Origin of the sequence: Micromonospora sp. NPDC051141 (assembly GCF_044455765.1) — a bacterium.
In the GTDB taxonomy this organism is placed as follows: Bacteria; Actinomycetota; Actinomycetes; order Mycobacteriales; family Micromonosporaceae; genus Micromonospora.
Genome location: NZ_JBITFD010000004.1, coordinates 506,861 through 531,428 on the forward strand (window position 1 = coordinate 506,861; position 24,568 = coordinate 531,428).

Consider the following 24,568-nt stretch of genomic DNA (forward strand, 5'->3'; position numbering starts at 1 on the left):
AGGTGAGGATATCGCCGGCGGCCCGGTGGCCGTGGTTCAGGCCATGATCGCCCGGCCGCCGGGCCTGGTCGCCCTACAGCCCTACAGCCCTACCGACCGCAGCGCCGCGAAGCCGTCCGCCACGATCCGCCGGAGCAGCCCGTCGTTGACGTCCCGGTGCTCGTCCAGCAGGGCGATGTCCCGCTCCGCCAGCCAGCGGAACTCGGTGTGCTCGGTCGGCTCCAGGCGCGGCCGGCTCAGGTCGCCGTCCACCCGGACCAGGAAGTCGGTCTCCACCCGGTCCAGCCCGTCGTCGCCGGTGTAGCGGTACTCGCCGACCAGGCCGAGCACGTGCGACACCGCCCACCCGGTCTCCTCGGCGACCTCCCGGCGCAGCGCGTCGTCGATCTCCTCGCCCGGCTCCAGGTGGCCGCCGGCGATGTCCCAGCAGTTCGGGAAGAGACGCCGCTCGGGCGAGCGACGCTGGACGAAGATGCGGCCGTCGTCGTCGACGATCAGCGCGCCGGCGCAGCGGAGGGGGTCGGTGGGCACGCTCCGACAGTAGCCATCCGCGCCGCTCGCGGCGATGCGTGTTAAGCGGGGCCCTTCCGCTACCAGAGGCGTCAAGGGGGGCCCCGCCTTACCAAAGGGCGATGGCCCGGCCGATACCGGCCGGGCCATCGCGTGGTGCGAGGTGAACGTCAGGGACCGACGAAGACCGTCGTGCCGCGCCAGTCCACGTCGTCGACGGTGGGACCGCTGCGGGTGGTGGCGGAACCGGTCGGCAGGCCGTCCGCCCAGTCCATCGAGGACAGGGTGCCGGTGCTCCGGGAGACGACGTAGAGCTTATCGCCGTCCAGGAACAGGCCGCCCGCGTCCGCGAACGCAGTGGTCCCGGTGATCGTGGTGCGCTCCGCGCCGACCGTGCCGGTGTCCGGCGTGAACTGCCGCGAGAACAGCGTGGCCTGGCCGGCCAGCGCGTAGTAGATCCGACCGCTCTTGTAGAACATCGCGGTCACGTTGGGCAGCTCGGCGGCGAAGTTGGTGGTCATGCCCGCGTACGTCTGGCCCTCCGGCGCGGAGCCGGTGACGACCGTGTCCCACTTCGCGTCGTGGTACGGGTCGAGCTTCTTCGGGGTGCCGAACTCGGTGCCGTCGAACGAGCGCTTGTAGAGGTCGCCGCCGACGCCGTAGAACAGGTCACCGCCGACCCAGAACGCGCCCTTGACGGTCGACCAGCGGGTGGCGTCCGGGTTCGGCACCGACATCGCGTTGCCGACGCCGGTCGCGCCGTCGTACGACCGCTTGGTGATGCTGTCGACGGTGGTGGCCGGCGGCACCGGCGGCAGCTTGACGACCTCGATGCCCTGCACCAGCGGGTTCTCCAGGACCCGACCGAAGTCGACGTCGATGTTGCCGTCGCTGGTGACCGCGAACGCCCGCATGGTGCCCTTGTTGGTGGCGCCGATCGCGGCGATCGGGTCGAAGCTGCTCAGCTTCTGCACCCCGTCGATGCTGACGTTGAACTTGCGCTTGCCGGCGGTGGCGGTGCCCGACCAGCGGTTGGCGAGGTAGAGCCGCACCTGCACCGGCGTGCCGGCCGGGACCGGGAAGTCCCACTGCATGTCCGGCGCGGGCGACTCGTCCCACCGCTCGCTGCTGAAGAGCTGGGCCGGCGTGCCGGCCGGGACGGTGCCGTCGACCGTCGCGTCGGTGGTGTACGTCGTCACCGTGTTGCCGGCGTTGTGCAGGGCGCTCGGCGCGGCCAGCGTGTCGGCGGCCCAGGCCGGGCCGCTCGGCGCGGCGAGCTGGTCGCCACCGGCGTTGACCCGGTAGAGCACGTCCGACGCGTCGGGCGTCGGCGCGGTCTTGACGACCTCGATGCCCTGGATCAGCGGGTTCTCCAGGACCCGACCGAAGTCGATGTCGACCACGCCGTCGCTGACCACGGAGACGGACTGCATGGTGCCGCGGTCGGTGCCGCCGGCTGCCGCCACCGGGTCGAAGTCGTTCAGCTTGAGCACGCCGTCGACGCTGATATCGATCTTGCGCTTGCCCACCGCGGCGGTGCCGCTCCACCGGTTGGCCAGGTAGAGCCGGACGTCCACCCGGGTGCCGGCCGCGACCGGGATGTCCCACTGCATGTCCGGCGCGGTCGACTGGTCCCACCGCTCGGTGTTGAACAGCGTGGCCGGGGTGCTCGCCGGCACCGTGGCGTCGAACGTCGCGTTGGTCGGGTACGCCTTCGCGCTGTTTCCGCCGTTGTGGTACGGGCTGGGCGCGGTGTCGGTGTCGGCGGCCCAGTCCGGCCCGCCGTCGGTCGCCGGGATGGCCGGACCACCCGCGTTGACCCGGTAGAGGACCTCGGTCTGCGCTGCCCGGCCGGCCTGGTAGACGTCGCCCGGCAGGCCCTTGGTGCTGGTCGAGTGCGGGGTGCTGCCACCGTCCAGCGGGAAGAAGGCGATCTTCTTCCGCTGGTACTCGAAGTTGCCGATGTAGTCCTGGTCGCTGCCGAGCCAGAGGCCCTGCGGGGTGACCAGCATCTCGGTCACGCCGTAGCCGCGCGGGTTGCGGCCCGGGTTCCAGGACAGCGGCAGGCCGCTGGCCGGGTCGAGGGCCGCGATGCTGGCCCGCGGCACCGCGCCCGGCCCGGCCTTGTCGCGGGCGAGCGGGTTGTTCGACCAGCGGAAGTGGCCGCCGACGTAGACGGCCTTCTCGCTGATGCCGACGGAGAGGAACGTGTCGCCGCCGCTGAAGTTCGTCCAGGTCGGCTTCTGGCCGTCGCCGGTGGCGTCGGTCTCCCAGCGGGCCGCCGAGTCGCAGAGCGTGCCCGGGTACGACGCGCCGGTGGTGACCACCACGAAGTACTTGCCGTCGGGGGAGAACTGCGCGTCCCGGACCCACGAGTCGAACGCGCTGTACTTGCAGGCGCCCGAGTAGCCGTCGGTGTTCCAGTCGGCGACGGTCGCCGAGGCGGCGCCCAGGTTGATCCGCACGATCTGGTCGTGCACCGCGTCGTTGGCCTTCTTGAAGTTGCCGATCACCACGAGGTGCTTGCCGTCCGGCGAGACGGTCAGCTTCTCGACGCCCACGCCGGCCGAGGCGCCGCCGTTGGTCGCCGTCCAGTTGTGGTGCTCGGTCAGCGACACGGTCAGGTAGTCGTCCACCGCGCCGGTGGTCGGGTTCAGCGAGGCGAGCCCGGCGCGGTTGGTGGTCGCGGTGACCGTGCTGAAGATGCCGCCGACCAGCAGGTGGCCGTCGATCAGCGCGATGTCGTTGACCGTGCCGTTGAACGCCGGGCCCTTGAAGCCGTCGACCGGGGTGCCGTCCGCGACGTTCAGCAGCGCGAGCTTGCGGAAGTTCTTGTCGCCGACCTTGTTGAACGTGCCGGCGACGTAGACCGTGCCCGCGGTCGGACCGGCGATGATCGCGGTGACGTCACCGTCGAGCACCGGCGCGAACGCGCTGTCGATCTTGCCCGTCGCCTTGTCGAAGGCGAGCAGGCCCCGACGGGCGACCGGAGTGGGCGAGGAGCCGCGGTTCTGCGCCTCGGTGAACGAGCCGCCCACGATCACCTTCGTGCCGGCGTCGTGGATGGCCACGACGTTGCCGTCGTTGATGTTCGGCGTCTTGTCCGAGGGCACCTCGCCGACCAGGGTGCTGTGGTCGGGCGCGACCGTGGCCGCCGGTGCGGCGAGTGCCGGCACCGGTGTGAACAGGGTGGCGATGCCGAGCACGGCAGCACCGAAGGCGGACACCGATCGGTGTCTCAGGATCGAGGAAGGCACAGGCTGCTCCGGGGGGAACGTCGGAGGCGCTGCGATCGTGGCCGGTGCCGACGCGAGGTGTGGCGTCGCACGGCCGACCGCAGACGTGAGAGCAATACCTTCTCGCATTCGCCTGCCGCCCGTCCACCCGGGACCGGCCTTTTTGACACAACAAGCGGCCCGAGTCGAACGAAAAGACGAGTGATGATCACTCTGTGCGTGCGGGAGATGGCGCACCGGAGGCGCTGAGATCCGGCATCGGCGGATTGAAGTACGGGTCGGTGGCCAGCTCGCGGAACACCGCCGCGCTCTCCGGGTCGTTGCCGAACGTGCTGTCGTACAGCGGCTTCTCGGTCTGCTTGGCCGCGAAATAGATCACGGCCTTGATCTGCGGGTGCTTCTTCAGGTACGGACCGACCTCGCCCATCCACTCGGCCCGCTGGCCCGGCCGGCCGTCCTGGGTCAGCCCGAACTCACCGATCACCACCGGCCGCGGATGCTTCTTGGCGAACGCCATGAAGTGGTCCATCCGGTTGCTGAAGCTGTTCCACTCCGGGCTCGGGTAGACGTCCGTGCAGAGCCAGTCGACCTGGTCGTCACCGGGGTAGTAGTCGGCGGCCCGGCGTTCCGGCTCGGCGAACCCGTCCGCGTGCGGACACCACGTCCAGGCCGCGTTCGTGGCGCCGACCTCGGTGAAGATGGCGCGCACGTGCTTCCAGGCGGCGACGTAGTCCTCCGGGGAGTGCATGCTGGCGGCCAGGTTCGGCCGGTCCATCTCCCACCGGTAGCGCAGCAGCACCGGTACGCCGAACGCCTTGACGTCCTGCGCCCGCTGCCGGATCAGGCTGTCGTAGACGCCGCTGACCGTCGATCGGGTGTCGGTGCCCTGCCAGGAGATCATCTGGAGCTTGCCCTGCGCCTGGAACGCCCGCTCGGTGCCACCCGGGAACGGCTCGTTCCACTCGTGGAACATGTGCGCGATGGCGAGCTGACCGCCCGCCGCCCGGTTGAAGTCGTCCCACGCCGCCGCCCGGCCGCTGGCGTTGTGGAACTGCGGCTTCACCCAGGCGCCCACCCAGGCGCCCTTCTCCGGCAGCTCCGGCCCGCGCCCGGTGGTCTGGACCGCGCCCTTGCGGGGCGTCACCGTGGGCGGTGGCGGCACCGCCGACGCGGTCTCCCCGGCCCGGTCGCCCGATCCGGAGTCGCACGCCGCGACCGCCGGTGCCAGAAGGGCCAACGCGAACACGGCTGCCATCGTCCGTCGTAACCGTCGTACCACCGCAACCTCTCCCCAGGATGGTCGCCGGTCCACTGTCATGTCTGCCGGGCGGGCCCGCGTCAGCGGGACGGCACGCCGGGCCGGGCGGGCGACCCCTGGCACTCTACCCGTGCCAGCGCCCTCACGGGTGGTAGCCGAGCTCCGTCAACAGCGGGCCGGCCTGGGCCAACACGTCGGTCAGATCCTCTTCGGTCAGTCGCTTCCGCCAGCGCCCCACCGAGCCGGGTCGGGCCTGCCCGAACCGGGCGTGCAGCGCCTGCCGGCCGGCCGGGTCGCCGACCTCCAGGAAATCGGCGACCACCTCGGCCGCCTCGGCCGGCCGGGTGACCACGTCCTCGTAGCGCAGGTGCCGGACCCGGTCCGCCGGCAGCGCGGCGAGCTGGGCCAACGCGCTGCTGGTGAAGCGCCGCCACATCCAGGCGGACCGCCCCAGGTCGGAGACGCGGGTGAACTCCTCGCGCCGCTCCGGCTCCACCCAGAACCGCGGCGCGGCGCCCCACGGCGTACCGCCGCGACCGCTGCGCCCGCTGCCGGTCGAGGCGGCGTTCAACCAGGGCTGCTCCGCGTGCGACACGGCCACGTCCCGGCCGTCCCGGTAGACGTGCAGGAAGACCGCGTCCGGGAAGACCTCGGCCAGGAACGGCACGATGAAGCAGTTCTCCGGGTCCTTCTCGGCGAACCGCAGCCCACCGTGGCCGGCGGCGGCGAGCAGCGCGCCGTAGTAGCCACGGAAGTAGCGCGCGGCGCGCTGCCGGGTCCAGCTTCCCTCGTAGACGCAGCGGGCGACCGCCTTCGTCAGCCGCGGTTCGTAGTGGTAGGACACGTCCGGCAGCGCCCCCACGCAGCTACCCAGGAACGTGGTGCCGGAGCGCGGGGCGCCGAGGATGAAGATCGGTCGCTCCACCTTCAGCGTGAGCTTCCGCTTGCCGGCCTCCACCGGCCGCTCCAGGTCCCGGCGTTCCTTACGGTCCGCCAGCAGGCCGACCGCGGCGAGCTTCGCGGCCTTCACCGTGGACAGCCCGGCGTGCGGGGCGAGGGGGGAGTCGCTGGTCATCGAAGATCCCATCGGTGAGCAGGAACGGTCAGGACCGGGTCGCCGGGTCCGCCCCGGCGCGGTTGCGGCCCCGGCGCAGCGACCGGAGCGCGTCGAGGTGCAGCGTGCGCCGCCAGCGCCACGCCCCCGCCAGGTACGCCGCCACTCCGGCGACCGCCACCAGCGCGAGCACCGGCGGCGTCGCGCCGAGCAGGGTCGCCACGCCGAGCGGCAGGCCCAGCGCGGCGACGGCCAACGCCATCGCGGCCCGGGTGCCGGCGCCGAACGGGTGCAGCCGCATCGACCACCAGAGCTGGGTCAGCGGCACCAGGTTGGTGACCAGGATGGAGAGGGTCCAGGCCAGGGCCGCGCCGAGGATGCCGTAGCGCGGGATGAGCAGCAGGTTGGCGACCACGTTGAGCACCGTGCCGCCCATCGCGTTGTAGAACGTCCACGCGGTCCGGCCGGCCATGTTGAGCACCATGTCGACCATGCCGCACCCGGTCGCCACCAGCATGGTCAGCGCGAGCAGCACGACCACCCGGCGGCCGTCGTCGTAGCCGGCGCCGAACAGCGACAGCATGGGCGCGGCGAACGCCGCGAAGATGAGGTACGCCGGCCAGGAGAGCAGCACCAGCCAGCCGGTGGCGGCCTGGTAGAGCTGCCGGGCGTCGGCCCGGTCGTTCCGGGCGAACGCGGCGGCCAGCCGGTGCTGCACCGAGCTGGAGAGCGCGACACTGGAGAGCTGACCCAACGCCAGGAACCGGGTCGCCGCCGTGTAGATCGCCGCGTCCGCCGGCCCACGCAGCGCGCTGAGCAGCACGATGTCCATCCGCTGCACCACGATCGCGGCCACGCTGCTGATCGCGCGAGGGCCGGTGAACCGCCAGAACGGCCCGACCATCTCCCCGACCGGGACCGGCCGGGTCACCTGCCGGCCGGCCCGGCCGACCAGCCGGCCCAGCCAGACCAGCGCGACCGCGGCGGCGAGCAGATAGGGAACCACCCAGGCCAGCGGCAGCGCGACGGTGGCGGAGAGCCCGAGCCAGGCGGCCACCGCCACGGCCAGGAACTGCACGAGCGTGCGGCCGAGCCGCTCCACGGTCAGCAGCGGGCGCATCTGACCGAAGCCGCGGCAGGCGGCCAGCGCGTAGTCGTTGAGCGCGGCCAGCGGCACGAACGCCAGCAGGATGCGCAGCGCGGTCACCGCCCCCGGACCGGCCTCCGGCATGGTCGCGCGGGCCAGGGCCGGGGCGGCCAGCCAGCCGGCCACGCCCAGCAGCGCGCCGACCACCAGCACCGGCAGCAGACCGGCCAGGATCGTGCCGCGGATCTGGTCCCGCCGGTCCAGCGTGCGTTGCCGGCTGACGAAGTAGACGGTGCCCACGTCGGTGCCGAGCCGAGCCGTCGACGCGGCGATCATGAAGGCGCTGGTGGCGGCGAAGAACATGCCGGCCTCGCGGACCGACCAGCCCCGGGCGATGACGATGTTGAGACCGAAGCCGGCCACCGCGGCCAGCCCCACCCCGAGCAGGTTGGCGAAGCCCTGCCGGGCCGCGCCGCCCAGGCCCGCGCCCGGACCCGGACCGACCGCCGGCAGGACGACCGTGGCGTCGGCGTCGGCCCGGGTCACCGCCGCCACGACGGCACGCGTCCCCACCACGTGGCCAGCCGCTCGTCGTACGGGGCGAAGTGGTCCTCCAGCCGGGTCCGCAGCTCGGCCGACATCGGGGAACGGGACCGCGAGTTGTGCTTGCCGAACGCGATGTCCGGCCAGCGGGGCAGCTCCAGGAAGTCGCAGACCGCGTCGAAGGACGGCCGCGGGTCGGCGAAGAAGTCGTCGCTGTCGATCACGTGCAGCCGGTCCCGGCCGACCAGCGCCTCCAGCCGCTCCACCTGCTCGATGTAGCGGCCCCGGGCCAGGTAGGAGTTGTGCTGAAAGTGCTCGCTGGCGTACGTCGGGTCGGCGGTCATCCGCTCCCGCTCGCCCGCGGTCCGCTGCTCCTCCAGCGCCAGCGCGCGTTCGAAGTCCGCCTCGGTCTCGTAGCCGCGGGCCAGCTCGTGGGAGTGCGCCGAGTAGGCCCGCTCCACCGGGTCACGCAGCAGCACCAGCAGCTTGACCGACGGCAGGTCCTTGGCGATCCGCTGCCCGGCCAACGGGTGGAACATGTAGTACGGGCTGGACTCGCCGGTGATCCCGCGCACGCCGAGCTGCGCCTTCACCGCGTCCGCCTTGCCGTTGGTGGGGAAGTGGCCGAGATACCAGCTCATCCCCCGGTGGTAGTCGACGTCGAAGTAGTGCACGCCCTTGTGGTACGCGGGCGGCAGCACGCCGGGGTGCTGCGAGAGCGTCTTGAACAGCGAGGTGGTGCCGCAGCGCTGCGCCCCCACGATCAGGAATCCCGGCACCATCCGCGAGCCCGCGGTCAACCGACCGACCGTCCGACTCACCGACTTCACCGCGCGGAGCGCCTGCTCCCTGGCCACCGTCACGTCCCCACTCCTCACTCTCACCGGGCCCGGCGGGCCAGGTGCTCCTCGACGGCGGGCAGCAGCCAGGCGTCGACGTGCCCCAGCCGCGCACCCGCCTCGGCCTGCCGGTCCCGCAGATAACGTGCCGCCAGCTCCACCAGGTAGAGCACGGCGACGAGGTCGGCGCCCCCACCGACCTGCTCGAACGGCGCGAGCGTCCGGTCCGCACCGGCGATCAACGCGCGGGCGGCCTCGATCGGCTCCACGCCGGCGTGGCTCATCGCGCCCTGCACCGCCAGGTGCAGCGCGTCGTAGCCGGCCGGCACGTCCGCCTCGAACCGCTCCCAGTCCCAGACCAGCACCCGGCCGTCGGCCAGCACCGCGCTGTTGCCGCCGTTCCAGTCCCCGTGCCAGGCGCCGAACGCCACCACCGGGTCGGCGTCCGCGACCGCCGTCAGCGCCGCGCGCAGCCGCCCGGCCTCCGGCCGGTCACCGAGCGCGTCCACCGCCGCACCGAGCCGCGCCGCGTGCCCGCTGCCCGCCCAGGACTCCCGGCGTACGCCGAGACAGCCGGCCACCGCCACCATGGCGGCCCGTTCGGCCGCCGCCGCGTCGGCCGGGGCGGCCCGGGGCAGCCGCACCGGCAGCGCCTCCTGGACCAGCAGCGCGTGCCCGTGCCAGTCGCCGTGGTGGCGGACCCCGGCCAGGACCACCGGGCCGAGCGGCAGGCCGGCGAGGCGGCGCAGCGCGGCGGCCTCCGCGTCGACCAGGGCCCGGGTCAGCGGGTCGACACCGAGTTTGGCGTAGCCGAGGGCCCGGCCGTCCGGGGCGAGCAGTTGCAGCACCGGTTTGCGGTTGGCCCGCGCCGGACCGATGTGCAGGCTGACCAGCGCCGGCTCGCCCAGCACCTCGGTCAGGTAGGCGTCCAGCCCGCCACCGGCGACCACCAGCCGGTCGCGGAACACCACCGGCCCCAGCCCGAGCCGGAACGCGGTGGCCAACCCCTGCCGGACCAGCTTGGCCTTGCGGCCGACCGCCTCGGTGGAGTGCCGGACGGCGCCGGCGGCGGCCCGGCCCGAGCCGGTGGGCACCAGCAGCCGGGGGCGGGCGGCCGAGGGCACCACCACCCAGCCGGCACCGCCCCGGCGCAGGGCGGGTTCGGCAGGTGCGGGCCAGATCAGGTCGGCCAGCTCACCGAGGTAGGCGGAACGGCCGTCGCCGTCCGGGGGTACGCGGAGCACCATCAACGTTCACCGGCTGCTTCCAGTCGGGCCCGTAGCCCGGCGATCGTGCCCTTGGGTGGTGCCGGCGCGAGCGCGCGGCGGAGCTGGTCGTTGCGGGCCAGCAGGGCGACGGAGATCAGGGCGTAGGCGAGGGTGGCTTCCAGTGCGCCGTAGGTGAACTGGAAGAAGAGCATCAGGATGATCACGAGCGTGCCGGCGATCCCGATCGCGCTGTGGTCGCGCCGGTACCGCCAGAGGCAGTAGAGGAAGAAGCCGTTGTACGCCAGCGCGCCGACCCAGCCCTGGCCGACGAGCAGCGCCCAGAGCTGGCCGTTGCTGCCCAGTTCCCGGTTGCCGCACTGCTTGCAGTCGTCGGACTTGCCGATCGCGATGGACCGGTTGCTGCCGATCAGCGCGCGGTTGCCGCCGTAGCCGAGGATCGGCGAGTGGTTGGCGGCGGTGACCGCGCCCTCGGACAGCGTGGTGCGGATGTCGTCGCTGTGCCCGTTCTGCAACCGTTCGTCGAACGTGCGGCCGAGCGGGGTGGCCACGATCAGCACGCCGATCAGCCCGACCGCCAGGGCGAGGCCGCCGAGCACCACCATCCGGCCGCGCAGCGCCAGCCGGATCGCCACGTAGACGGCGGCGATGCCGAGGCCGATCCAGAGCCCGCGGTTGAGCGAGTAGATGATCGGGAAGATCGCGGCGAGCGCGATCGCCACCCCGGCCGTACGGCGCAGCGGCCTGCCCAGCACCACCCAGCCGACGATCAGCCAGACCAGCAGGATCGCGGTGTTCTCACCCCACGAGTTCGTGTACGTGAACGGCGCGGACGGTCGCGGTGAGCTGGCCTCCCCCTCGATCACCTGCTGCACCTGGGCGAACTTCACGTCCATCAGCGAGGCGACGAAGGGGTGGGTGGCGATCGAGTGCGGCAGGACGAAGCGCAGCGGCGCGACGAACCCCGTGGTGGGGAAGAGCGAGCCGAGCCAGCCGCCGACGACCACCACCACGCCCATGAACCCGAAGAGCCGGATCATCCGGCGCCGGGACAGCTCCTTCTCGCTGAGGTTGTAGACGTAGAGCATGGCCACGGTCATCGCGACGAAGTTGGCCAGCCGGATGGCCCAGCCGAGGTAGCGGCCACCGCCACCGCCGGGCGGCAGCGTGTCCGGGGCGGTCAGCCCGAGCGTCGACACGGACAGGAACAGCCAGAGCAGCAGGAGCAGCCAGATGCCGAAGCCGGGCGGCACCCGGACCGGACCGCGCCGGGCCATCTGCACCACCATCGGCACCGCGAAGATGATGAAGACGAAGCTGGACACCCCGAGCGCCCACCACACCGGCCAGAGCAGGAAGAGCGAGATCAGCGGCCACGCGGTCGGCAGCCGCCAGGACCAGCCCTTCGGTCGGGCCCGCACCGGCGCGAGGCGGTTGCCCCCGGGCGGCGGCACCACCGCGCCCACCGGGACCGACCCGCGCGCCGGGCGGGGTGGGGTGACGGTGCTCATTTCAGGGTGACCTTGGCGGTGGTCGGCGCGTAGATCACCCAGGCGTTGCCGGGTTGCGGGTGCAGCAGGTCGCCGCCGAGGTCGGCGAGCGTGCAGACCATGCCCATGCCGGGCTTGCGCCAGCGACCCTTCGCGCTGGTCGGGCCGGACACCACGACCACCGCGCCCTCGCCGAAGACGTTCGCCGACGGCAGTGAGCGGTAGGACGGCTTACGAACCTCCAACGTGCGGTATTCCATGGTCAGCACGATCACCGAGGCGGCGGTCACCGTCGCGGTGCCGACCTTGCCCACCCAGCGGGCCTTCGGCTGGTCGTACCGCCAGACCATCGGCGGGCCGCCGGAGACGGTGATCGACAGCTCGGCGGCGGGCACGAGGTCCCGGGCGGCCAGCGCGTCGCCGTCGGTGGCGTGGTCCAGCGCCGGCGTGGGCGGCTGACCCCCCTTCGGGGCGGCCTTGAGCAGCGCGGCCGTCGAGGTGTAGTCGCCGCTGAAGACCTTGCCGTCGTCGTCCGGGGTGACGCCGTCGAGGTCGGAGCCCTCGAACTGGCTGAGGAAACCGGTCGGACCGCCGTCATAGCCCACGAACGGGCGCAGCACCGAGACCGAGCGGATGTCGACCGGCCGGATCTCGGTCACCGGCCCGATCTTGCTGGCGTCCCGGGAGTGGAACACGGCGGTCAGGTGCAGCGTGTCCGACTCGGCGAACTCGGCGTAGACCAGATCGGCGGCGTCCAGCCCGGCCGGGGTGGTGGCGGGGCTCACCCGCATCGGCACCGCGACCGCCTGGCGGGTGGCCGCCGCCGGGGTGCCGACCGGCGCCCCGGTCAGCGGACCGGTGGGCAGGCTCGACGTCGGACTGGCCGACGGTGGTGTCGCGGCGACGCTGCCCGGGTCGGCCACGTCGACGCTGCCCGGCTTGGGCTGGGGCTCGCTGCACCCCGTGCCGACGCCGAGGACGACGGCCGGAGCGAGGGCGGCGCGGAGCATCTGCCGGCGGTTCACCCCAGGTCCTCGCCGGAGTCGATGGCGTAGCTGCGGCCGTCACCGCCGTCGCCCCGGGAACGGTAGGTGCCACCGGCGCCGTTGACCGGCATCGGCTTGCCGGGGCCGGCCTGCGGCTTGCCCGGACCGACCGGCGGCTTCACCGGCGCGGCGCCCTTGCCCGGAGCGGCCGGCTTCGCCGGCCCGGCGGTCGGGCCGGAACGGGACGACTGCATGCGCGGCAGCACCATCGTCGACTCGGCGGACGGGCCGGGACTGGGTCGCGGCTTGGGCCGGTTGGCAGGCGTCGCCGAGGTGGTCGGGGTGGTCGAGCCGGCCGCCGCGACGGGGCGGGTCGCGCCGCCGGTCGGCGCGGGCAGGCGCGGCGCCAGCACCGCACCGATGACCGGCGCGTTGACCTGCTCGAACTGCTGGAGGGCGGCGGTGATCTCACCGCTGCGGGTCTTGCCGGACTCGGCCACCACGATCACCGCGTCGACGTAGCGGCCCAGCGCCTGGGCCTCCACGGCCTGGGTCGGCTGCCCGGTCTCGATCAGCACGTGGTCGAAGCGTGCGGTCAGCTCGTGCAGGATCTCCAGCAGACCGGCGACCGGCAGCTCCACCTCCGCGTCCAGCTCGCCGGGGACGAGCACCCGGAGCTGGCCGAGGCCCGGCACCGGCGCGAGCGCCTTGAGCACCGGCACGTCGCGGCGGAGCACCGAGGCGAGGCTGTGCCGCCCCTCGGCGACGCCGGTGATGCCGCTCAGCGCCGAGTCCGGCTTGGTGGTGACCAGCGCGACCTGCGCGCCGGTGCGGGCGTACGCGGCGGCCAGGTTGGCGGCGACGAACCCGGCGGCGGTGCCGGCCGAGCCGTCGCAGAGCAGGAGCTGACGACCGCGGCCGGCCTGGGCCGACTCGGGGACGGCGGAGAGCAGCACGTTGCGCAGCCGGCCCAGCTCGCGGGAGATCCGGTGGGTGGCGGGCAGGACGGAGAGCGACGGCGGGCGGGTGTTCAGCTCCAGCAGCAGCGGCAGGCCGACCCGGTCGGAGATGTCGCGCCCGCGCCGGATCCGGGTGTCGAGCCGGTCCAGCACCAGCGCCAGCACGATGCCGAGCAGCAGGCCCGCGCCCATGCCGCTGGCCAGGTTCAGCGTGCGGTTCGGCGAGCTGGGCCGCTCGGGCAGCCGGGCGTCGGAGATGATCTCACCGGGGTCCGAGTCGGCCGAGACCAGCGGGCTGAGCCGGTTGTTCAGGCCGCTGAGCTGGTTGGTGAGCACGCCGCGGTCGGCCTCGGCGCGCTCCCGCTCGGGGGAGTTGGCCGGGGCTGCCGCGATCCGCCCGGCAACGGCGCTGAGCTGCTTGTTCACCTCGGCGATCTGCTGCTTGAGCGCGTTGGTCTCGTTCTCCAGCGCCTTCTGCGCGGTGGCCTTGCGCAGGTCGAGGTAGGCCTGGGCGAACGCGTGCGAGCCCGCCTGCGCCTCGGCGGGGGTGCCCGCCTCGTAGGCCACCTGGAGGATCTGGCTGTTCGGCGGGACGCTGACGGTCACGGACTTGACCAGCTCGTCACCGCCGGTGGTGACCTTCATCAGGCCCTTGGCCCGCTCCGCCACCACGAGCGACCGGACCACCTGTGCCTCGGTGTCGAGGTTGACCTTGGCGTTCGGGTTGCTCTCCGCGCCGGAGCCGAGCGGGCGTACCAGCAGCGAGGTGGTCGAGGTGTAGCGCGCGTCCTGGAGTTGGTTGATCGCCAGGCCGCCGGCCAGACCGAGGACCGCGGCGAGCAGCAGGATCCACCAGCGGCGGCGCAACCAGCCCAGGTACGCCATCAGGGCAAGACCGTCGGAGTCGTTCTCGGCCAAATGGGGTGAGGGCATCAGAGTCTGTCGCTCCCTTTCGACCGAGCCGGGCAGTCCACGGCACAGCTGGAACTGACCGTGACTTCGAGTGTCCCCGATCCGAACGTTGAGGGAAAGTCTGCTCACGTTCCGGTAAGCCTGCCCAGGTGTGGGCAGCCCGCGGAGAGATGGCCGATCCGTGCTGGCCATTCAGCGGGTTTCCCGGCGTCGGGCCCGACCTGCCCCCGGGAGTCGGCGTCGCCGCCGGCTCGCGTACGGAGCGGTGACGGAATCCTGACACATCCCCCCGGGTGCCCGTGGTCCCGGCCCACCGACCCGGGCTCAACGCGGCTGACCTGGCGGGTCGCACCGCCGGCCGGATCCCGGCGACGGGATTCCCGAGGTGACCCGACCGGCCGGCCGGGATCCGTCCAACGGCCCCTTCAGTTGCCCAGGCCGCGCCAGTAGGTTGTCAGGGCGCGTCCGAGGGTCATTCACGTAAATCCGGGCGCGGTCGCACGGTTACGGGAGGAAACGTTGTGGTGAGCGGGTCAACCGAGGGCTCGGGGCAGGTCCTGCTGGTCGGCTCCAGTGGCGGGCATCTGGCCCAGCTCCTGGCTCTCGAACCGTGGTACCGGGAACGCGACCGGGCATGGGTCACCTTCGACACACCGGACGCCCGCTCGCTGCTCGACGGCGAGGACGTGGTCTGGGCGCACCACCCCACCACCCGTAACGTCAAGAACCTGGTCCGCAACGCGTTCCTCGCGCTGAAGGTGATCCGCCGACGCCGGGTGGACGCGGTGGTCACCACCGGCGCCGGTGTCGCCCTGCCGTTCGTGGTGGCGGCCCGGCTGCGCCGGATCCCCACGGTCTACATCGAGGTCTACGACCGGATCGACAGCGCGACGCTGACCGCCCGGCTCTGCCGGCCGTTCCTCTCCGCGATGCTCGTGCAGTGGGAGGAGCAGCGCCGGATGTACCCGGAGGCGACCGTCGTGGGGAACCTCCTCTGATGGGGCTCATTCCGCAGCAGCGGGACCGACGGTCCGGGCCCTACGTGCTGGTCGTGGTCGGCACCGACGTGCACCGCTTCGACCGCCTCGTCGGCTGGCTGGAGCGCTGGCACGCCGCCCGCCCCGGCATCCGGCTGGTCCTCCAGTACGGCCACAGCCGCCCGCCGGCCCTGCCCGAGGCCACCCCGTTCCTCGGCCACGAGGAACTGCAACGCGCGATGGCCGAGGCCACGCTCGTGGTCAGCCACGGCGGGCCGGCCACCATCACCGAGGCCCGCCGCACCGGTCACCTGCCGATCGTGGTGCCCCGCGACCCGGCTCACGACGAGCACGTCGACAACCACCAGCAGCTGTTCTCCCGGCGGCTCGGCGCGGCCGGCATGGTCCGGCTCTGCGAGACCGAGGCCGAGCTGCTCGCCGCGCTTGACGAAGGGCTGGCCGACCCGGGCCGGTTCGTGCTGGCCGCCGACCCCGGTCGGCCGGACCCGCGCGCCGAGGCGGTCGCCCGGGTCGGCGCCGTGATCGACGACCTGGTGGCCCGACGGGTCCGCCAGCGGGCCGGCGGGCGGCGCGGATGAGCGCCCCGGAGCCGGCGCAGCCGCGGGTGCTCTTCGTCGGCGGCCTCGGCCGCAGCGGCTCCACGCTGCTGGAGTTGCTGCTGGCGCAGAGTCCCGACGTGTGCGCGGTCGGTGAGGTGGTGCACCTCTGGGAGCGGGCGCTCGGCGCGGACGAGCGGTGCGGCTGCGGGGAGCGGTTCACCGCCTGCCCGTTCTGGCAGCAGGTCGGCGACCAGGCGTTCGGCGGCTGGTCCGCGATCGACCGGGACGACGTGCTGGCGCTCAAGGACCGGGTCGACCGGACCCGGCACATTCCCCGGTTGGCGAAGACCTCGCTGCCTCCGGAGCAGCTCGCCGACGTCCGCCGCTACGCCGACCTCTACACCCGGATCTACCGCGCCGCGCTCGCGGTGACCGGGGCGCGGGTGGTGGTCGACTCCAGCAAGCACGCCTCGCTCGCCTTCGCGCTGAGCTGGGCCGACGGGCTCGACCTGCGGGTGCTGCACCTGGTCCGGGACAGTCGGGCGGTCGCCTACTCCTGGGGCAAGCAGGTGCGCCGGCCCGAGGTGGTGGACGGCGAGGACTTCATGCCGACCTTCTCGCCGTTCGAGGTGAGCAAGCTCTGGACCGCGCAGAACGCCGCGTTCCACCTGCTCGCGCAGCGGGCGAAGGTGTTCCGGCTGCGCTACGAGGACTTCACCGCCGACCCGGCCGGCACCGTACGCCGGGTGCGTGACTTCAGCGGCCTGCCGGACGACCCGGCGGCGCTGCGCATCCTGGCCGGCGACGCGCCGGACCCGGCGGTCGGGCCGGCCGCGCCGTTCCGCGCGCACAGCGTCGCGGGCAACCCGCTGCGGTTCAGCGGCGGCCCGCTGACGGTACGCCGGGACGAGGCGTGGCGGGACCGCCTGCCGCGCCGCAGTCGGGCCGTGGTCAGCCTGGCCACGCTGCCGCTCCGAGTCCGCTACGGCTACCTGGGCCAGCGGGGATCCGACGAATCCGTGGAGAGAACATGAGTGGGCCGAGCATCTCGGTCGTCGTACCGACGCGGGACCGTCCGGAGCTGCTGCGCGCGGCGCTCGACGCCATCCTCAGCCAGGCGCACCCCGGCCTGATCGAGGCGATCGTGGTCTACGACCAGTCCGAGCCGGACCGGTCGCTGGAGTCCGACCGCGGTGACCGGCGGGTCCGGGTCATCACGAACACCCGCACCGCGGGGCTGGCCGGGGCGCGCAACACCGGCATCGAGGCGGCCACCGGCGACTGGGTGGCGTTCTGCGACGACGACGACGAGTGGCTGCCCGGCAAGCTGGCCGCCCAGTTCGGGGCGCTCGACGCGCACCCGGACGGCGCGCTGGTGAGCTGCGGCATCCGGGTCAGCTACGACGACCGGACGGTGGACCGCTCGCTGGACCGGTCGCGGATCTCGCTGGAGGCGTTGCTCCGGGACCGGCTCACCGAGCTGCACCCGTCCACGTTCCTGATCCGCCGGGCCGCGCTGCTCGACGCGATCGGGCTGGTCGACGAGCAGATCCCGGGCAGCTACGCGGAGGACTACGAGTTCCTGCTCCGGGCCGCCCGCTACGCGCCGCTGGTCAACGTGGAGAGCCCGTACGTGCTGGTGCGCTGGCACAAGCGGTCCTACTTCGCGCAGCGTTGGGAGACCATCTCGACCGCGTTGCAGTGGCTGCTGCGCCGCTATCCCGAGTTCGCCACCGTGCCGCACGGCGAGGCCCGGGTGGCCGGGCAGATCGCGTTCGCGCAGGCGGCCATGGGCAACCGGCGGGACGCGGTCCGGTGGGCCCGGCGCACGTTGGCCCGTAACCCGAAGGAGCCGCGCGCCTACCTGGCGCTGGCGGTGGCGAGCCGGGCGGTGCAGGCCGACCGGGTGCTGCGCACGCTGCACAAGCGCGGTCGGGGCATCTGAGCCGTACGCGACGAAACGGGCGGGCGACCGAGGTCGCCCGCCCGTTTCGTGGTCCGCCGGCCGCGTCAGGCCACGCAGAACGCCTTCCACGCCTGGATGCTCGGCTGGTCGAGCAGCCGGAAGTCACCCTGGCTGACGGTCTGGTTGTAGTAGGCCACGAACTCCGGCCGCTGGCCGTTGAGGAAGCCGGACATGGACCGGATCCATTCGGCCCGGCCGGCGCCGGCGTCACCGGGCACCAGGTCGCTGCCGGTCTCCGCGACGCCCCACGGCTTGCCCAGCGCCTTCGACTTGCTGATCATCGGGCCGTAGATCTCCTGCGGCGAGGCGTACCGCTTCCACTTCTTGCCCCAGTTGTAGCAGTCCCAGCCGAGCGCCTCGATCACGTTACCGCCGGGGTAGAACGCGTCGAAGCTGCGCCCGGACTTCGGGTCGAGCGTCCAGCACATCAGGATCAGCGTGTTGATGAGCCGGGGGTTGCCCGCCTGGTCGGCCAGGCCGGCGACCCGCTTCCACGCCGTCCGGTACGCGTCGGTGCTGAACGCGCCGCGCTCGACGTCGTCCTCCGGCTCGTGGAAGTAGGACCAGTACACGTTGTGGTCGCGCGGGATCGAGGCGAACCAGGAGCGCAGGCGGGAGTCGTGCCGGCCGGAGTTGATCTCCTGCGGTGACGCCTTGAAGGACACCACCACGGTACGGTCGACCACGTCGGCACGACTGCCCGACCAGGCCGGCGGCAGGCCGGGGAAGAAGATCCGGGCCATCTGGAGCTTGCCGAACGTCCGGTCGGAACGGCTCAGCGCCTGGCCGAAGGTCTCCCCGTTCTGCACGCCGATCGACGCGCCGGGCAGCGTCTGCTGCGTACCGGCGAAGCCCTTCGCGCCCGGGGCGGCGGAGGCCGACGGTTTCGCGCCGGGCTTGCCGCCGAGGCCCTGGTCCGCGCTCGGCGCGGCGCCCGGCGTGGCCGGCGCGCCCAGGCCGGCCGACGGGGCCGGGCCGGCGCTCTTCGGCACCTCGCTGGCCTGCGGGTTGGTCGCGTCCGGCCGCAGCGCGGCCACCGCGACACCGCCGCCGGTCAAAGCCAACGCGACGGCCGTCGCCAGCACCGCGCGCCAGCGTCGCCGGGGCCCGCCGGGCGGCGGTTCGGACGCGACAGGTGGGTGCGGCGGCTGGCCGGGACCGCCCGCGCCCGGCCGGGCGTCCGGCCCGGTGGGTACGCCTGCGGGCGGCGGCCCGGTCAGCGTGGCGGTCGCGGTCGTCGCCGCGCCCCACCCGGCGGATTCCTCCCCGCCCCAGCCGACGGGCGGGGTCCCGCCCCAGTTCGCGGACGCGGTCGTTTCCTCGGCCCAGTCCGCCGGCGCGGTGGGCGCGTCGCCCCAGCGGGCGGTGGCCGTCGTGCCGTCGCCCCAGTGGGCGGACGCGGTGGTCGTGCCGTCGGCCCAGCCGACGGGTGCCCGGTCGGCCACGGCGTGCTCGACGCCCCGGCCGGGCGGCTCGTGCCCCGACCAGGCCGGCGCGGCGTCCACCCAGGACCGGTCCGCGTGACCAGGGCCGGGCAGCTCCCGCTCCGGCCAGGGCAGGTCGCCGTGGGCATGTGCGTGGACCGGCGCCGGTGGCGAGGTCGGAGTCTCCGGCCAGGGCAGCGCGGAGCTGCCCGATTGGCGAGAGATGTCCTGCCCCGGCCACAGGCCGGTCGGCTCCTCGAAAGCATCGTGCGGGTCTCGGTCGGCCGGCATGGCCCTCCCTGGCTGTCGGCGGCCCGTGGTCTCGGGCTCAGGTCGGACGCGCATTCGCACCCGACGATAACCCCGATTCACCCTGGCCGTACGTACCGTCACTCTCAGCCGAACGCCGCACCCTGGTCACCGGTGACGGCCGAAGCGGGCATCTCGACCCCGGTCCGGGCGATCGCGGCGAGCAGCCGGTCGGCCAACTCGGGGCGGCAGACCAGCAAATCGGGCAGGCGCGGGTCGGCCCGGTTGTAGCGCAGCGGCGAGCCGTCGATCCGGGACGCGTGCATGCCCGCGCCCAGTGCCACCGCCACCGGCGCGGCGCTGTCCCACTCGTACTGGCCGCCCGCGTGGACGTACGCGTCGACCTCGCCGGTCACCACCGCGCACACCTTGACCCCGGCCGAGCCCATCGGGACGGCCCGGGCGTCCAGCAGCTCCACCAGCTCGCCCACGAACGCGGGCGGGCGGCTGCGGCTCACCGCGATCCGGATCGGCCCGTCGGTCGCCTTCGGCATCGGGCAGGTGGTGCCGAGCACGACCGGCGCACCGTCCACCGTGGTCCGCGCCGGCATGCCGACCGCGCCGGCGATCAGCGCGCCGTCCGGCGCGGCGGAGCGCTGCCAGAGCGCCACGTGCACCGCCCAGTCGTCCCGACCGGCCTCGGAGAACTCGCGGGTCCCGTCCAGCGGGTCGATGATCCAGACCCGGTCCGCCTCGTGCCGGGGCGCCCGCTCCCCGTCCGCCCAGGCGCGGCGCGCGTCGGCCTCCTCCTCGGAGAGCACCGCGTCCGCCGGACGCCAGCGCGCCAGCGCCGCCGTCATCAGCTCGTGCGACGCCCGGTCGCCGGCGTCCTTGAGCGCCTTCGGGTCGGCGAAGCCCTGCCGGTCCCGCAGTGCGGTGAGCGCCGCCCCGGCCTCGGTGGCCAGCCACTGCGCGAACTGCTGGTCGTCGAGTCGTCCCGTCTCGTCCTCGGTCACGAGCCTCATCCCCTGTCTCGCGGGTCTGCCGCGACCCGTCATCCTTCGGCGACCGGTGTCACCGGCGCCAGCGTCCGGTCGGATCGTAGACAGTCCCGAGTCGGCCTCGGTTCCCTGTCGACGCTGGTCGCCGCCGGTGACCGCCCGCATGTTGAACTTCGCGTGTATGCCGTTCGGACCCGGCCGGGCAGGCCCTAGGCTCTGCGCATGACCGCCGAGCAGCTGATCTCCTTCGCCCGTGGGGCTCCCTCGTTGGACATCGTCGATGTCGAGGGGCTCAAGGCCGCCGCCGTCCGCGCCTTCGACGCCGACCCTGCCGGAGTCACCGCGTACGGGACCTCCGTCGGCTACCCGCCCCTGCGGAAGTGGATCGCCGAGAAGCACGGCGTCGAGGCCGACCAGGTGCTGGTCACGAACGGCTCGTTGCAGGCCGACGCGTTCCTCTTCGACCACCTGGTCCGCCGGGGCGACGCGGTGGTGGTCGAGCGCCCGACGTACGACCGCACGCTGCTCAACCTCCAGCAGATGGGCGGCGAGGTGCACGGCGTGACCATCCAGCCGGACGGTCTGGACACCGCCGAGCTGCGCAAGCTGCTGGAGTCCGGGGTCCGGCCGCGACTGGCCCACGTGATCCCGAACTACCAGAACCCGGCCGGCGTCACGCTCTCCCTGGACAAGCGCCGTGAGCTGCTCGACCTGGCCGCCGAGTACGACTTCACCATCTTCGAGGACGACCCGTACGCGGACATCCGGTTCCGGGGCGAGCCGCTGCCCTCGATGCTGTCGATGGACACCCGGGGCGTGGTGGTGCACGCCTCCAGCTTCACCAAGACGGTCTGCCCCGGTGTGCGGGTCGGTTACCTGGTCGGCCCCGCGGAGCTGATCGCGGCGATCGCCAAGCGGGCCACGAACCTCTACATCTCGCCGGGCATGGTGGCCCAGGCGATCGTGCACCAGTTCTGCGTCTCCGGCTCGATCGAGCGGTCGATCCACACGGTCCGGACGGCGCTGGGCGAGCGGGCCGGCGCGCTGGCCGAGTCGCTGCGCCGGCACATCCCGGAGGCCCGGTTCGTCGAGCCCGACGGCGGCTACTTCCTCTGGATCGAGCTGCCGGCGGACGTCGAGGTCGACCGGCTGGCGCCGGCCGCGGCCGAGCGCGGCGTCGCGGTGGTCAAGGGCAGCGACTTCATGGTCGACGGCGGCCGGCACGCGCTGCGGTTGGCGTACTCGGCGGTGACGGCGGACCGGATCGACGAGGGCGTGCGGCGGCTCGCCGAGGCGATGGCCGCCGTTCGCGCCTGAATTTCTGTCGGGTTTCCGACAGATCGGCCCCACCGGCCGGTTCGGCTCTCCCGCCGGGCCGGCCTTCGGCCCACAATGCTGCGAGCGTCGCTCACGTTCGGCGATCGGCCCCGGATCGCGACGCCGCCAGCATCACTCCCGCCCCCAAGGGTGCCGGGTGGGCCGTGTCGCCCCTCACCCCCCTGACGCGGCCGGCCCGCCCGGCACCGCACCGCACCGCGGGGCCGCCCGCCCCCGCCCCCGAGCGGCGTAACCTGCAAGCCGCAGCTTCGTGGAGAGGGGGCGAGAGATGACGGACCGGGTGGCACGCGACCGCACCGACGGCCAGTACGGCGACCGGCCGCCCCGGCCACGTGCCTGGGCGGCGCCGGTGCGCGCCATGTCCCGCATCCTCAACGCCGACGGCTCCCCGCGAGCCCCCCGGCCGACCGGTCCCGGGCGCAGCGGCATCGTCGACTGCGGGCTCTACGTCGACGGCGAGCGGCGACCCGGCCGCCCGCAGTACGCGGAGGCCCTGGCCGCCGCCCGCCGCGAGCGGGACGGCTTCGTCTGGCTCGGCCTGCACGAGCCGGACCTGGCCGAGATGACCGAGATCGCCGCCACGTTCGGCCTGCACGAGCTGGCCGTGGAGGACGCGGTCAAGGCGGAACAGCGCCCGAAGCTGGAGCACTTCGGCGAGATCGTCTTCCTGGTGCTGCGGACCGCCCGCTACTGCGAGCACGCCGAGCTGACCGAGAACTCCGAGGTGGTGGAGACCGGCCAGGTGATGCTCTTCATCGGGCCGAACTTCGTGATCAGCGTGCGGCACGGGGACGCCTGCCGGCTGTCGCCGGTCCGCGCCGACCTGGAGGCGAAGCGCGACCTGCTGCGGCAGGGGCCGTGGGCGGTCGCGTACGCGATCACCGACCGGGTGGTCGACCTCTACCTGGAGGTCGCCGACCGGCTGGAGGACGACCTCGACGTGCTGGAGGCGGACGTCTTCGACCGGCAGAGCAGCGGCCGGATCCAGCGGATCTACCAGATGAAGCGGGAACTGGTCGAGTTCAAGCGGGCGGTGGTGCCGTTGCAGCGCCCGCTGATGACGCTCACCTCCCAGGTCAACCGCGCGGTGCCGCAGGAGGTGCGGCGCTACTTCCGCGACGTGCAGGACCACCTCAGCCGCACCGTCGAGCAGGTGAACTCGTACGACGACCTGCTCAACTCGATCCTCCAGGCCCGGCTGGCCCAGGTCACCGTCGACCAGAACAACGACATGCGCAAGATCGCCGCCTGGGCCGCGATCGGTGCGGTGTGGACCGCGATCGCCGGCATCTATGGCATGAACTTCCAGAACATGCCCGAGCTGACCTGGACGTACGGCTATCCGGGCGTGTGGGCGGTCAACCTGACGCTGTCGTTCGTGCTCTACCGTTGGTTCCGCCGCAACGGCTGGTTGTGACCGGCGTCACCGCCCCGGCGCGATGGGTCGGCACGCGGAAGCGCCGGCCACGCGGGGCGAGCCCGCGCGCCGGCGCTGTTCCGACGGCTCGAACCGCGCTCAGTGGCGACCGCTGGCCTTGGCCGCGCTCCGGCCGTTCTGGGCGGCCTTGGTGATGTCGTCGGCCGGGCGGCCGGAGACGTCCCGGGCGCCCTCGGCGACGGAGGGGACCTGGCTGTTCGGGTGGATCACCGGGTCGGGGCCGGGCGCGGTGGTCGAGGCGCTGCTGCCGTCGGCCACCGCCGAGCTGCCGGCGCCCGCCGGGCCGGCCTGGGTCACCTTCGCGCTGGCGTCCGGGGTCTCCACCACGATCGTGTCCACGTCCTCCCGCATCGGCTCCAACTTGTCCTGACCGGTCGGGCCGAGCGTGCCGGTCGGGTCGTACTCGGCCCACTCCTGCTGCTCGCGGCGGCGGCGCATGGCCATCGCCCCGGCCAGGCCGGCGACGGTGCCGGCCACCAGCAGACCGGCGGTCATGCCCCGCGACCTGCGCTGCTTCTTCTTTCCAGGCTTCATGCTCTTCGCCTTCTTCGTCATCACGGACTGCTTCGCCGCCACGGCCCGACGACCGCTGCGCGCCTTGCCGGCCGCCTCGGTCCGGGCGCTGCGCACGGCCAGGAGCACCGGGGCGAGCGCGGCGGCGCTCGACGCGACGCCGCTGGACGCCCGGTCCCGGACCATGACCGCGGTCGGCGCGACGGCGACCCGGGCTGCCTGGACCCGCGGGCCGACCGTGGCCCCGGCACCCTTCGCGGCGTGCGAGGCGGCCTGCCTCAGGTGACCGATGCCCTGGTTCAACTCGGCCTTGGCGAGCTGGCCCTGGGTCTTTCGCCGCCCGATTCCAAACACGGTCCCACCTCCTGGGAGTTGTTCCTTCGTCATCCTCCACCTTCGGATGCCTCCGCATGGCCAGATCGGGCACATGGGAGGATCCGCAAGGAACTGACCAACGAGTGAGGAGTACCCGTGGCCGAGGCTGTCTACGCCACCTTGCACACCAACGCCGGCCCGATCCGGCTGGAGCTCTTCCCGAACCACGCGCCGAAGACCGTCCGCAACTTCGTGGAGCTGGCCGAGGGCAACCGGGAGTACATCGACCCGCGTACCGGTCAGCCGGGCAGCGGGCCGTACTACGACGGCACGATCTCGCACCGGGTGATCAGCGGTTTCATGATCCAGATGGGCGACCCGACCGGCACCGGGCGCGGTGGCCCGGGTTACAAGTTCGACGACGAGTTCCACCCGGAGCTGCGCTTCGACCGGCCGTACCTGCTGGCGATGGCGAACGCCGGGCCGGGCACGAACGGCTCGCAGTTCTTCATCACGGTGGGGCCGACGCCGCACCTGAACAACCGGCACACCATCTTCGGCCAGGTCGCCGACGAGGAGTCAGTGAAGGTCGTCGACTCGATCGCGAACACCCCGACCGGGCCGAGCGACCGGCCGATCCAGGACGTGGTGATCGAGCGGGTCGAGATCGAGCGGCAGCAGTCCTGA

20 protein-coding genes are annotated in these 24,568 nt (G+C 73.1%); 7 read left to right on the forward strand and 13 right to left on the reverse strand.

Annotated elements, in window-relative coordinates; translation table 11 throughout:
* Positions 1–81 precede the first annotated feature (81 nt).
* The 10 genes from ACIA6B_RS10735 to ACIA6B_RS10780 form a co-directional block, all read right to left on the reverse strand.
* Positions 82–531 (reverse strand): NUDIX domain-containing protein, encoded by a 450-nt coding sequence (locus ACIA6B_RS10735; RefSeq protein ID WP_396772489.1) that lies wholly within the window; start codon positions 529–531, stop codon positions 82–84.
* A 149-nt stretch (positions 532–680) separates the two neighbouring features.
* On the reverse strand, positions 681–3,737 hold the full coding sequence (locus ACIA6B_RS10740) for a malectin domain-containing carbohydrate-binding protein (RefSeq protein WP_396772490.1): 3,057 nt from the start codon (positions 3,735–3,737) through the stop codon (positions 681–683).
* Positions 3,738–3,954: 217 nt separating this feature from the next.
* On the reverse strand, positions 3,955–5,001 hold the full coding sequence (locus ACIA6B_RS10745) for a glycoside hydrolase family 26 protein (protein ID WP_396772491.1): 1,047 nt from the start codon (positions 4,999–5,001) through the stop codon (positions 3,955–3,957).
* A gap of 145 nt (positions 5,002–5,146) precedes the next feature.
* On the reverse strand, positions 5,147–6,079 hold the full coding sequence (locus tag ACIA6B_RS10750; RefSeq protein WP_281934112.1) for a sulfotransferase: 933 nt from the start codon (positions 6,077–6,079) through the stop codon (positions 5,147–5,149).
* Positions 6,080–6,107: 28 nt separating this feature from the next.
* Entirely contained in the window at positions 6,108–7,721 is a 1,614-nt protein-coding gene (locus ACIA6B_RS10755; RefSeq protein WP_396772492.1) for a flippase, read from the reverse strand.
* Entirely contained in the window at positions 7,688–8,551 is an 864-nt protein-coding gene (locus tag ACIA6B_RS10760; protein ID WP_396772493.1) for a sulfotransferase family protein, read from the reverse strand. Before ACIA6B_RS10760 ends, ACIA6B_RS10755 begins: the two co-directional genes overlap by 34 nt.
* 17 nt (positions 8,552–8,568) lie before the next feature.
* Complete coding sequence (locus tag ACIA6B_RS10765) at positions 8,569–9,774, reverse strand: hypothetical protein (protein ID WP_396772494.1); 1,206 nt, start codon at positions 9,772–9,774, stop codon at positions 8,569–8,571.
* Positions 9,774–11,264, reverse strand: coding sequence for an O-antigen ligase family protein (locus ACIA6B_RS10770; protein WP_396772495.1), 1,491 nt, complete (start codon positions 11,262–11,264; stop codon positions 9,774–9,776). The genes ACIA6B_RS10765 and ACIA6B_RS10770 overlap by 1 nt, the downstream gene beginning before the upstream one ends.
* Entirely contained in the window at positions 11,261–12,268 is a 1,008-nt protein-coding gene (locus tag ACIA6B_RS10775) for a DUF3048 domain-containing protein (RefSeq protein WP_396772496.1), read from the reverse strand. The genes ACIA6B_RS10770 and ACIA6B_RS10775 overlap by 4 nt, the downstream gene beginning before the upstream one ends.
* Complete coding sequence (locus ACIA6B_RS10780; RefSeq protein ID WP_396772497.1) at positions 12,265–14,121, reverse strand: Wzz/FepE/Etk N-terminal domain-containing protein; 1,857 nt, start codon at positions 14,119–14,121, stop codon at positions 12,265–12,267. The genes ACIA6B_RS10775 and ACIA6B_RS10780 overlap by 4 nt, the downstream gene beginning before the upstream one ends.
* 500 nt (positions 14,122–14,621) lie before the next feature.
* Between ACIA6B_RS10780 and ACIA6B_RS10785 the strand changes: the two genes are divergently transcribed.
* The 4 genes from ACIA6B_RS10785 to ACIA6B_RS10800 are packed head-to-tail and all read left to right on the forward strand — an operon-like array spanning position 14,622 to position 17,582.
* Positions 14,622–15,098, forward strand: coding sequence for a UDP-N-acetylglucosamine--LPS N-acetylglucosamine transferase (locus ACIA6B_RS10785; RefSeq protein WP_281934126.1), 477 nt, complete (start codon positions 14,622–14,624; stop codon positions 15,096–15,098).
* Positions 15,098–15,676 carry a glycosyltransferase gene (locus ACIA6B_RS10790; protein ID WP_396772498.1) on the forward strand — a complete coding sequence of 193 codons (579 nt, stop codon included), beginning with the start codon at positions 15,098–15,100 and terminating at the stop codon, positions 15,674–15,676. The genes ACIA6B_RS10785 and ACIA6B_RS10790 overlap by 1 nt, the downstream gene beginning before the upstream one ends.
* Complete coding sequence (locus ACIA6B_RS10795; protein ID WP_396772499.1) at positions 15,673–16,671, forward strand: sulfotransferase family protein; 999 nt, start codon at positions 15,673–15,675, stop codon at positions 16,669–16,671. The genes ACIA6B_RS10790 and ACIA6B_RS10795 overlap by 4 nt, the downstream gene beginning before the upstream one ends.
* Positions 16,668–17,582, forward strand: a complete 915-nt coding sequence (locus ACIA6B_RS10800) for a glycosyltransferase family 2 protein (RefSeq protein ID WP_396772500.1) — start codon at positions 16,668–16,670, stop codon at positions 17,580–17,582. Before ACIA6B_RS10795 ends, ACIA6B_RS10800 begins: the two co-directional genes overlap by 4 nt.
* A gap of 65 nt (positions 17,583–17,647) precedes the next feature.
* Here the strand turns inward: ACIA6B_RS10800 and ACIA6B_RS10805 are convergent, their stop codons facing one another.
* Together ACIA6B_RS10805 and ACIA6B_RS10810 are read right to left on the reverse strand one after the other, a co-directional pair.
* Entirely contained in the window at positions 17,648–19,318 is a 1,671-nt protein-coding gene (locus ACIA6B_RS10805; RefSeq protein WP_396772501.1) for a hypothetical protein, read from the reverse strand.
* 104 nt (positions 19,319–19,422) lie between these two features.
* The gene (locus ACIA6B_RS10810; RefSeq protein WP_396772502.1) at positions 19,423–20,301 is read right to left on the reverse strand and encodes a 3'(2'),5'-bisphosphate nucleotidase CysQ; all 879 of its coding nucleotides are present in this window, start codon (positions 20,299–20,301) and stop codon (positions 19,423–19,425) included.
* A gap of 198 nt (positions 20,302–20,499) precedes the next feature.
* Between ACIA6B_RS10810 and ACIA6B_RS10815 the strand changes: the two genes are divergently transcribed.
* Complete coding sequence (locus ACIA6B_RS10815) at positions 20,500–21,594, forward strand: PLP-dependent aminotransferase family protein (protein ID WP_396772503.1); 1,095 nt, start codon at positions 20,500–20,502, stop codon at positions 21,592–21,594.
* 289 nt (positions 21,595–21,883) lie between these two features.
* The gene (gene corA / locus ACIA6B_RS10820) at positions 21,884–23,032 is read left to right on the forward strand and encodes a magnesium/cobalt transporter CorA (RefSeq protein WP_396772504.1); all 1,149 of its coding nucleotides are present in this window, start codon (positions 21,884–21,886) and stop codon (positions 23,030–23,032) included.
* Between the two features lie 99 nt (positions 23,033–23,131).
* Here corA and ACIA6B_RS10825 read toward each other — a convergent pair whose 3' ends face one another.
* Positions 23,132–23,953, reverse strand: a complete 822-nt coding sequence (locus ACIA6B_RS10825) for a hypothetical protein (RefSeq protein ID WP_396772505.1) — start codon at positions 23,951–23,953, stop codon at positions 23,132–23,134.
* A gap of 84 nt (positions 23,954–24,037) precedes the next feature.
* Here ACIA6B_RS10825 and ACIA6B_RS10830 point away from each other — a divergent pair, with 84 nt between their 5' ends.
* Positions 24,038–24,568, forward strand: coding sequence for a peptidylprolyl isomerase (locus ACIA6B_RS10830; RefSeq protein WP_396772506.1), 531 nt, complete (start codon positions 24,038–24,040; stop codon positions 24,566–24,568).

Coding starts and splice junctions, on each gene's coding strand:
- ACIA6B_RS10765 (WP_396772494.1), bottom strand. CDS start 9,774: ATGGTGCTCCGCGTACCCCCGGACGGCGACGGCCGTTCCGCCTACCTC.
- ACIA6B_RS10800 (WP_396772500.1), top strand. CDS start 16,668: ATGAGTGGGCCGAGCATCTCGGTCGTCGTACCGACGCGGGACCGTCCG.
- ACIA6B_RS10750 (WP_281934112.1), bottom strand. CDS start 6,079: ATGACCAGCGACTCCCCCCTCGCCCCGCACGCCGGGCTGTCCACGGTG.
- ACIA6B_RS10815 (WP_396772503.1), top strand. CDS start 20,500: ATGACCGCCGAGCAGCTGATCTCCTTCGCCCGTGGGGCTCCCTCGTTG.
- ACIA6B_RS10770 (WP_396772495.1), bottom strand. CDS start 11,264: ATGAGCACCGTCACCCCACCCCGCCCGGCGCGCGGGTCGGTCCCGGTG.
- corA (WP_396772504.1), top strand. CDS start 21,884: ATGACGGACCGGGTGGCACGCGACCGCACCGACGGCCAGTACGGCGAC.
- ACIA6B_RS10795 (WP_396772499.1), top strand. CDS start 15,673: ATGAGCGCCCCGGAGCCGGCGCAGCCGCGGGTGCTCTTCGTCGGCGGC.
- ACIA6B_RS10825 (WP_396772505.1), bottom strand. CDS start 23,953: ATGACGAAGGAACAACTCCCAGGAGGTGGGACCGTGTTTGGAATCGGG.
- ACIA6B_RS10745 (WP_396772491.1), bottom strand. CDS start 5,001: ATGGCAGCCGTGTTCGCGTTGGCCCTTCTGGCACCGGCGGTCGCGGCG.
- ACIA6B_RS10805 (WP_396772501.1), bottom strand. CDS start 19,318: ATGCCGGCCGACCGAGACCCGCACGATGCTTTCGAGGAGCCGACCGGC.
- ACIA6B_RS10780 (WP_396772497.1), bottom strand. CDS start 14,121: ATGCCCTCACCCCATTTGGCCGAGAACGACTCCGACGGTCTTGCCCTG.
- ACIA6B_RS10810 (WP_396772502.1), bottom strand. CDS start 20,301: ATGAGGCTCGTGACCGAGGACGAGACGGGACGACTCGACGACCAGCAG.
- ACIA6B_RS10790 (WP_396772498.1), top strand. CDS start 15,098: ATGGGGCTCATTCCGCAGCAGCGGGACCGACGGTCCGGGCCCTACGTG.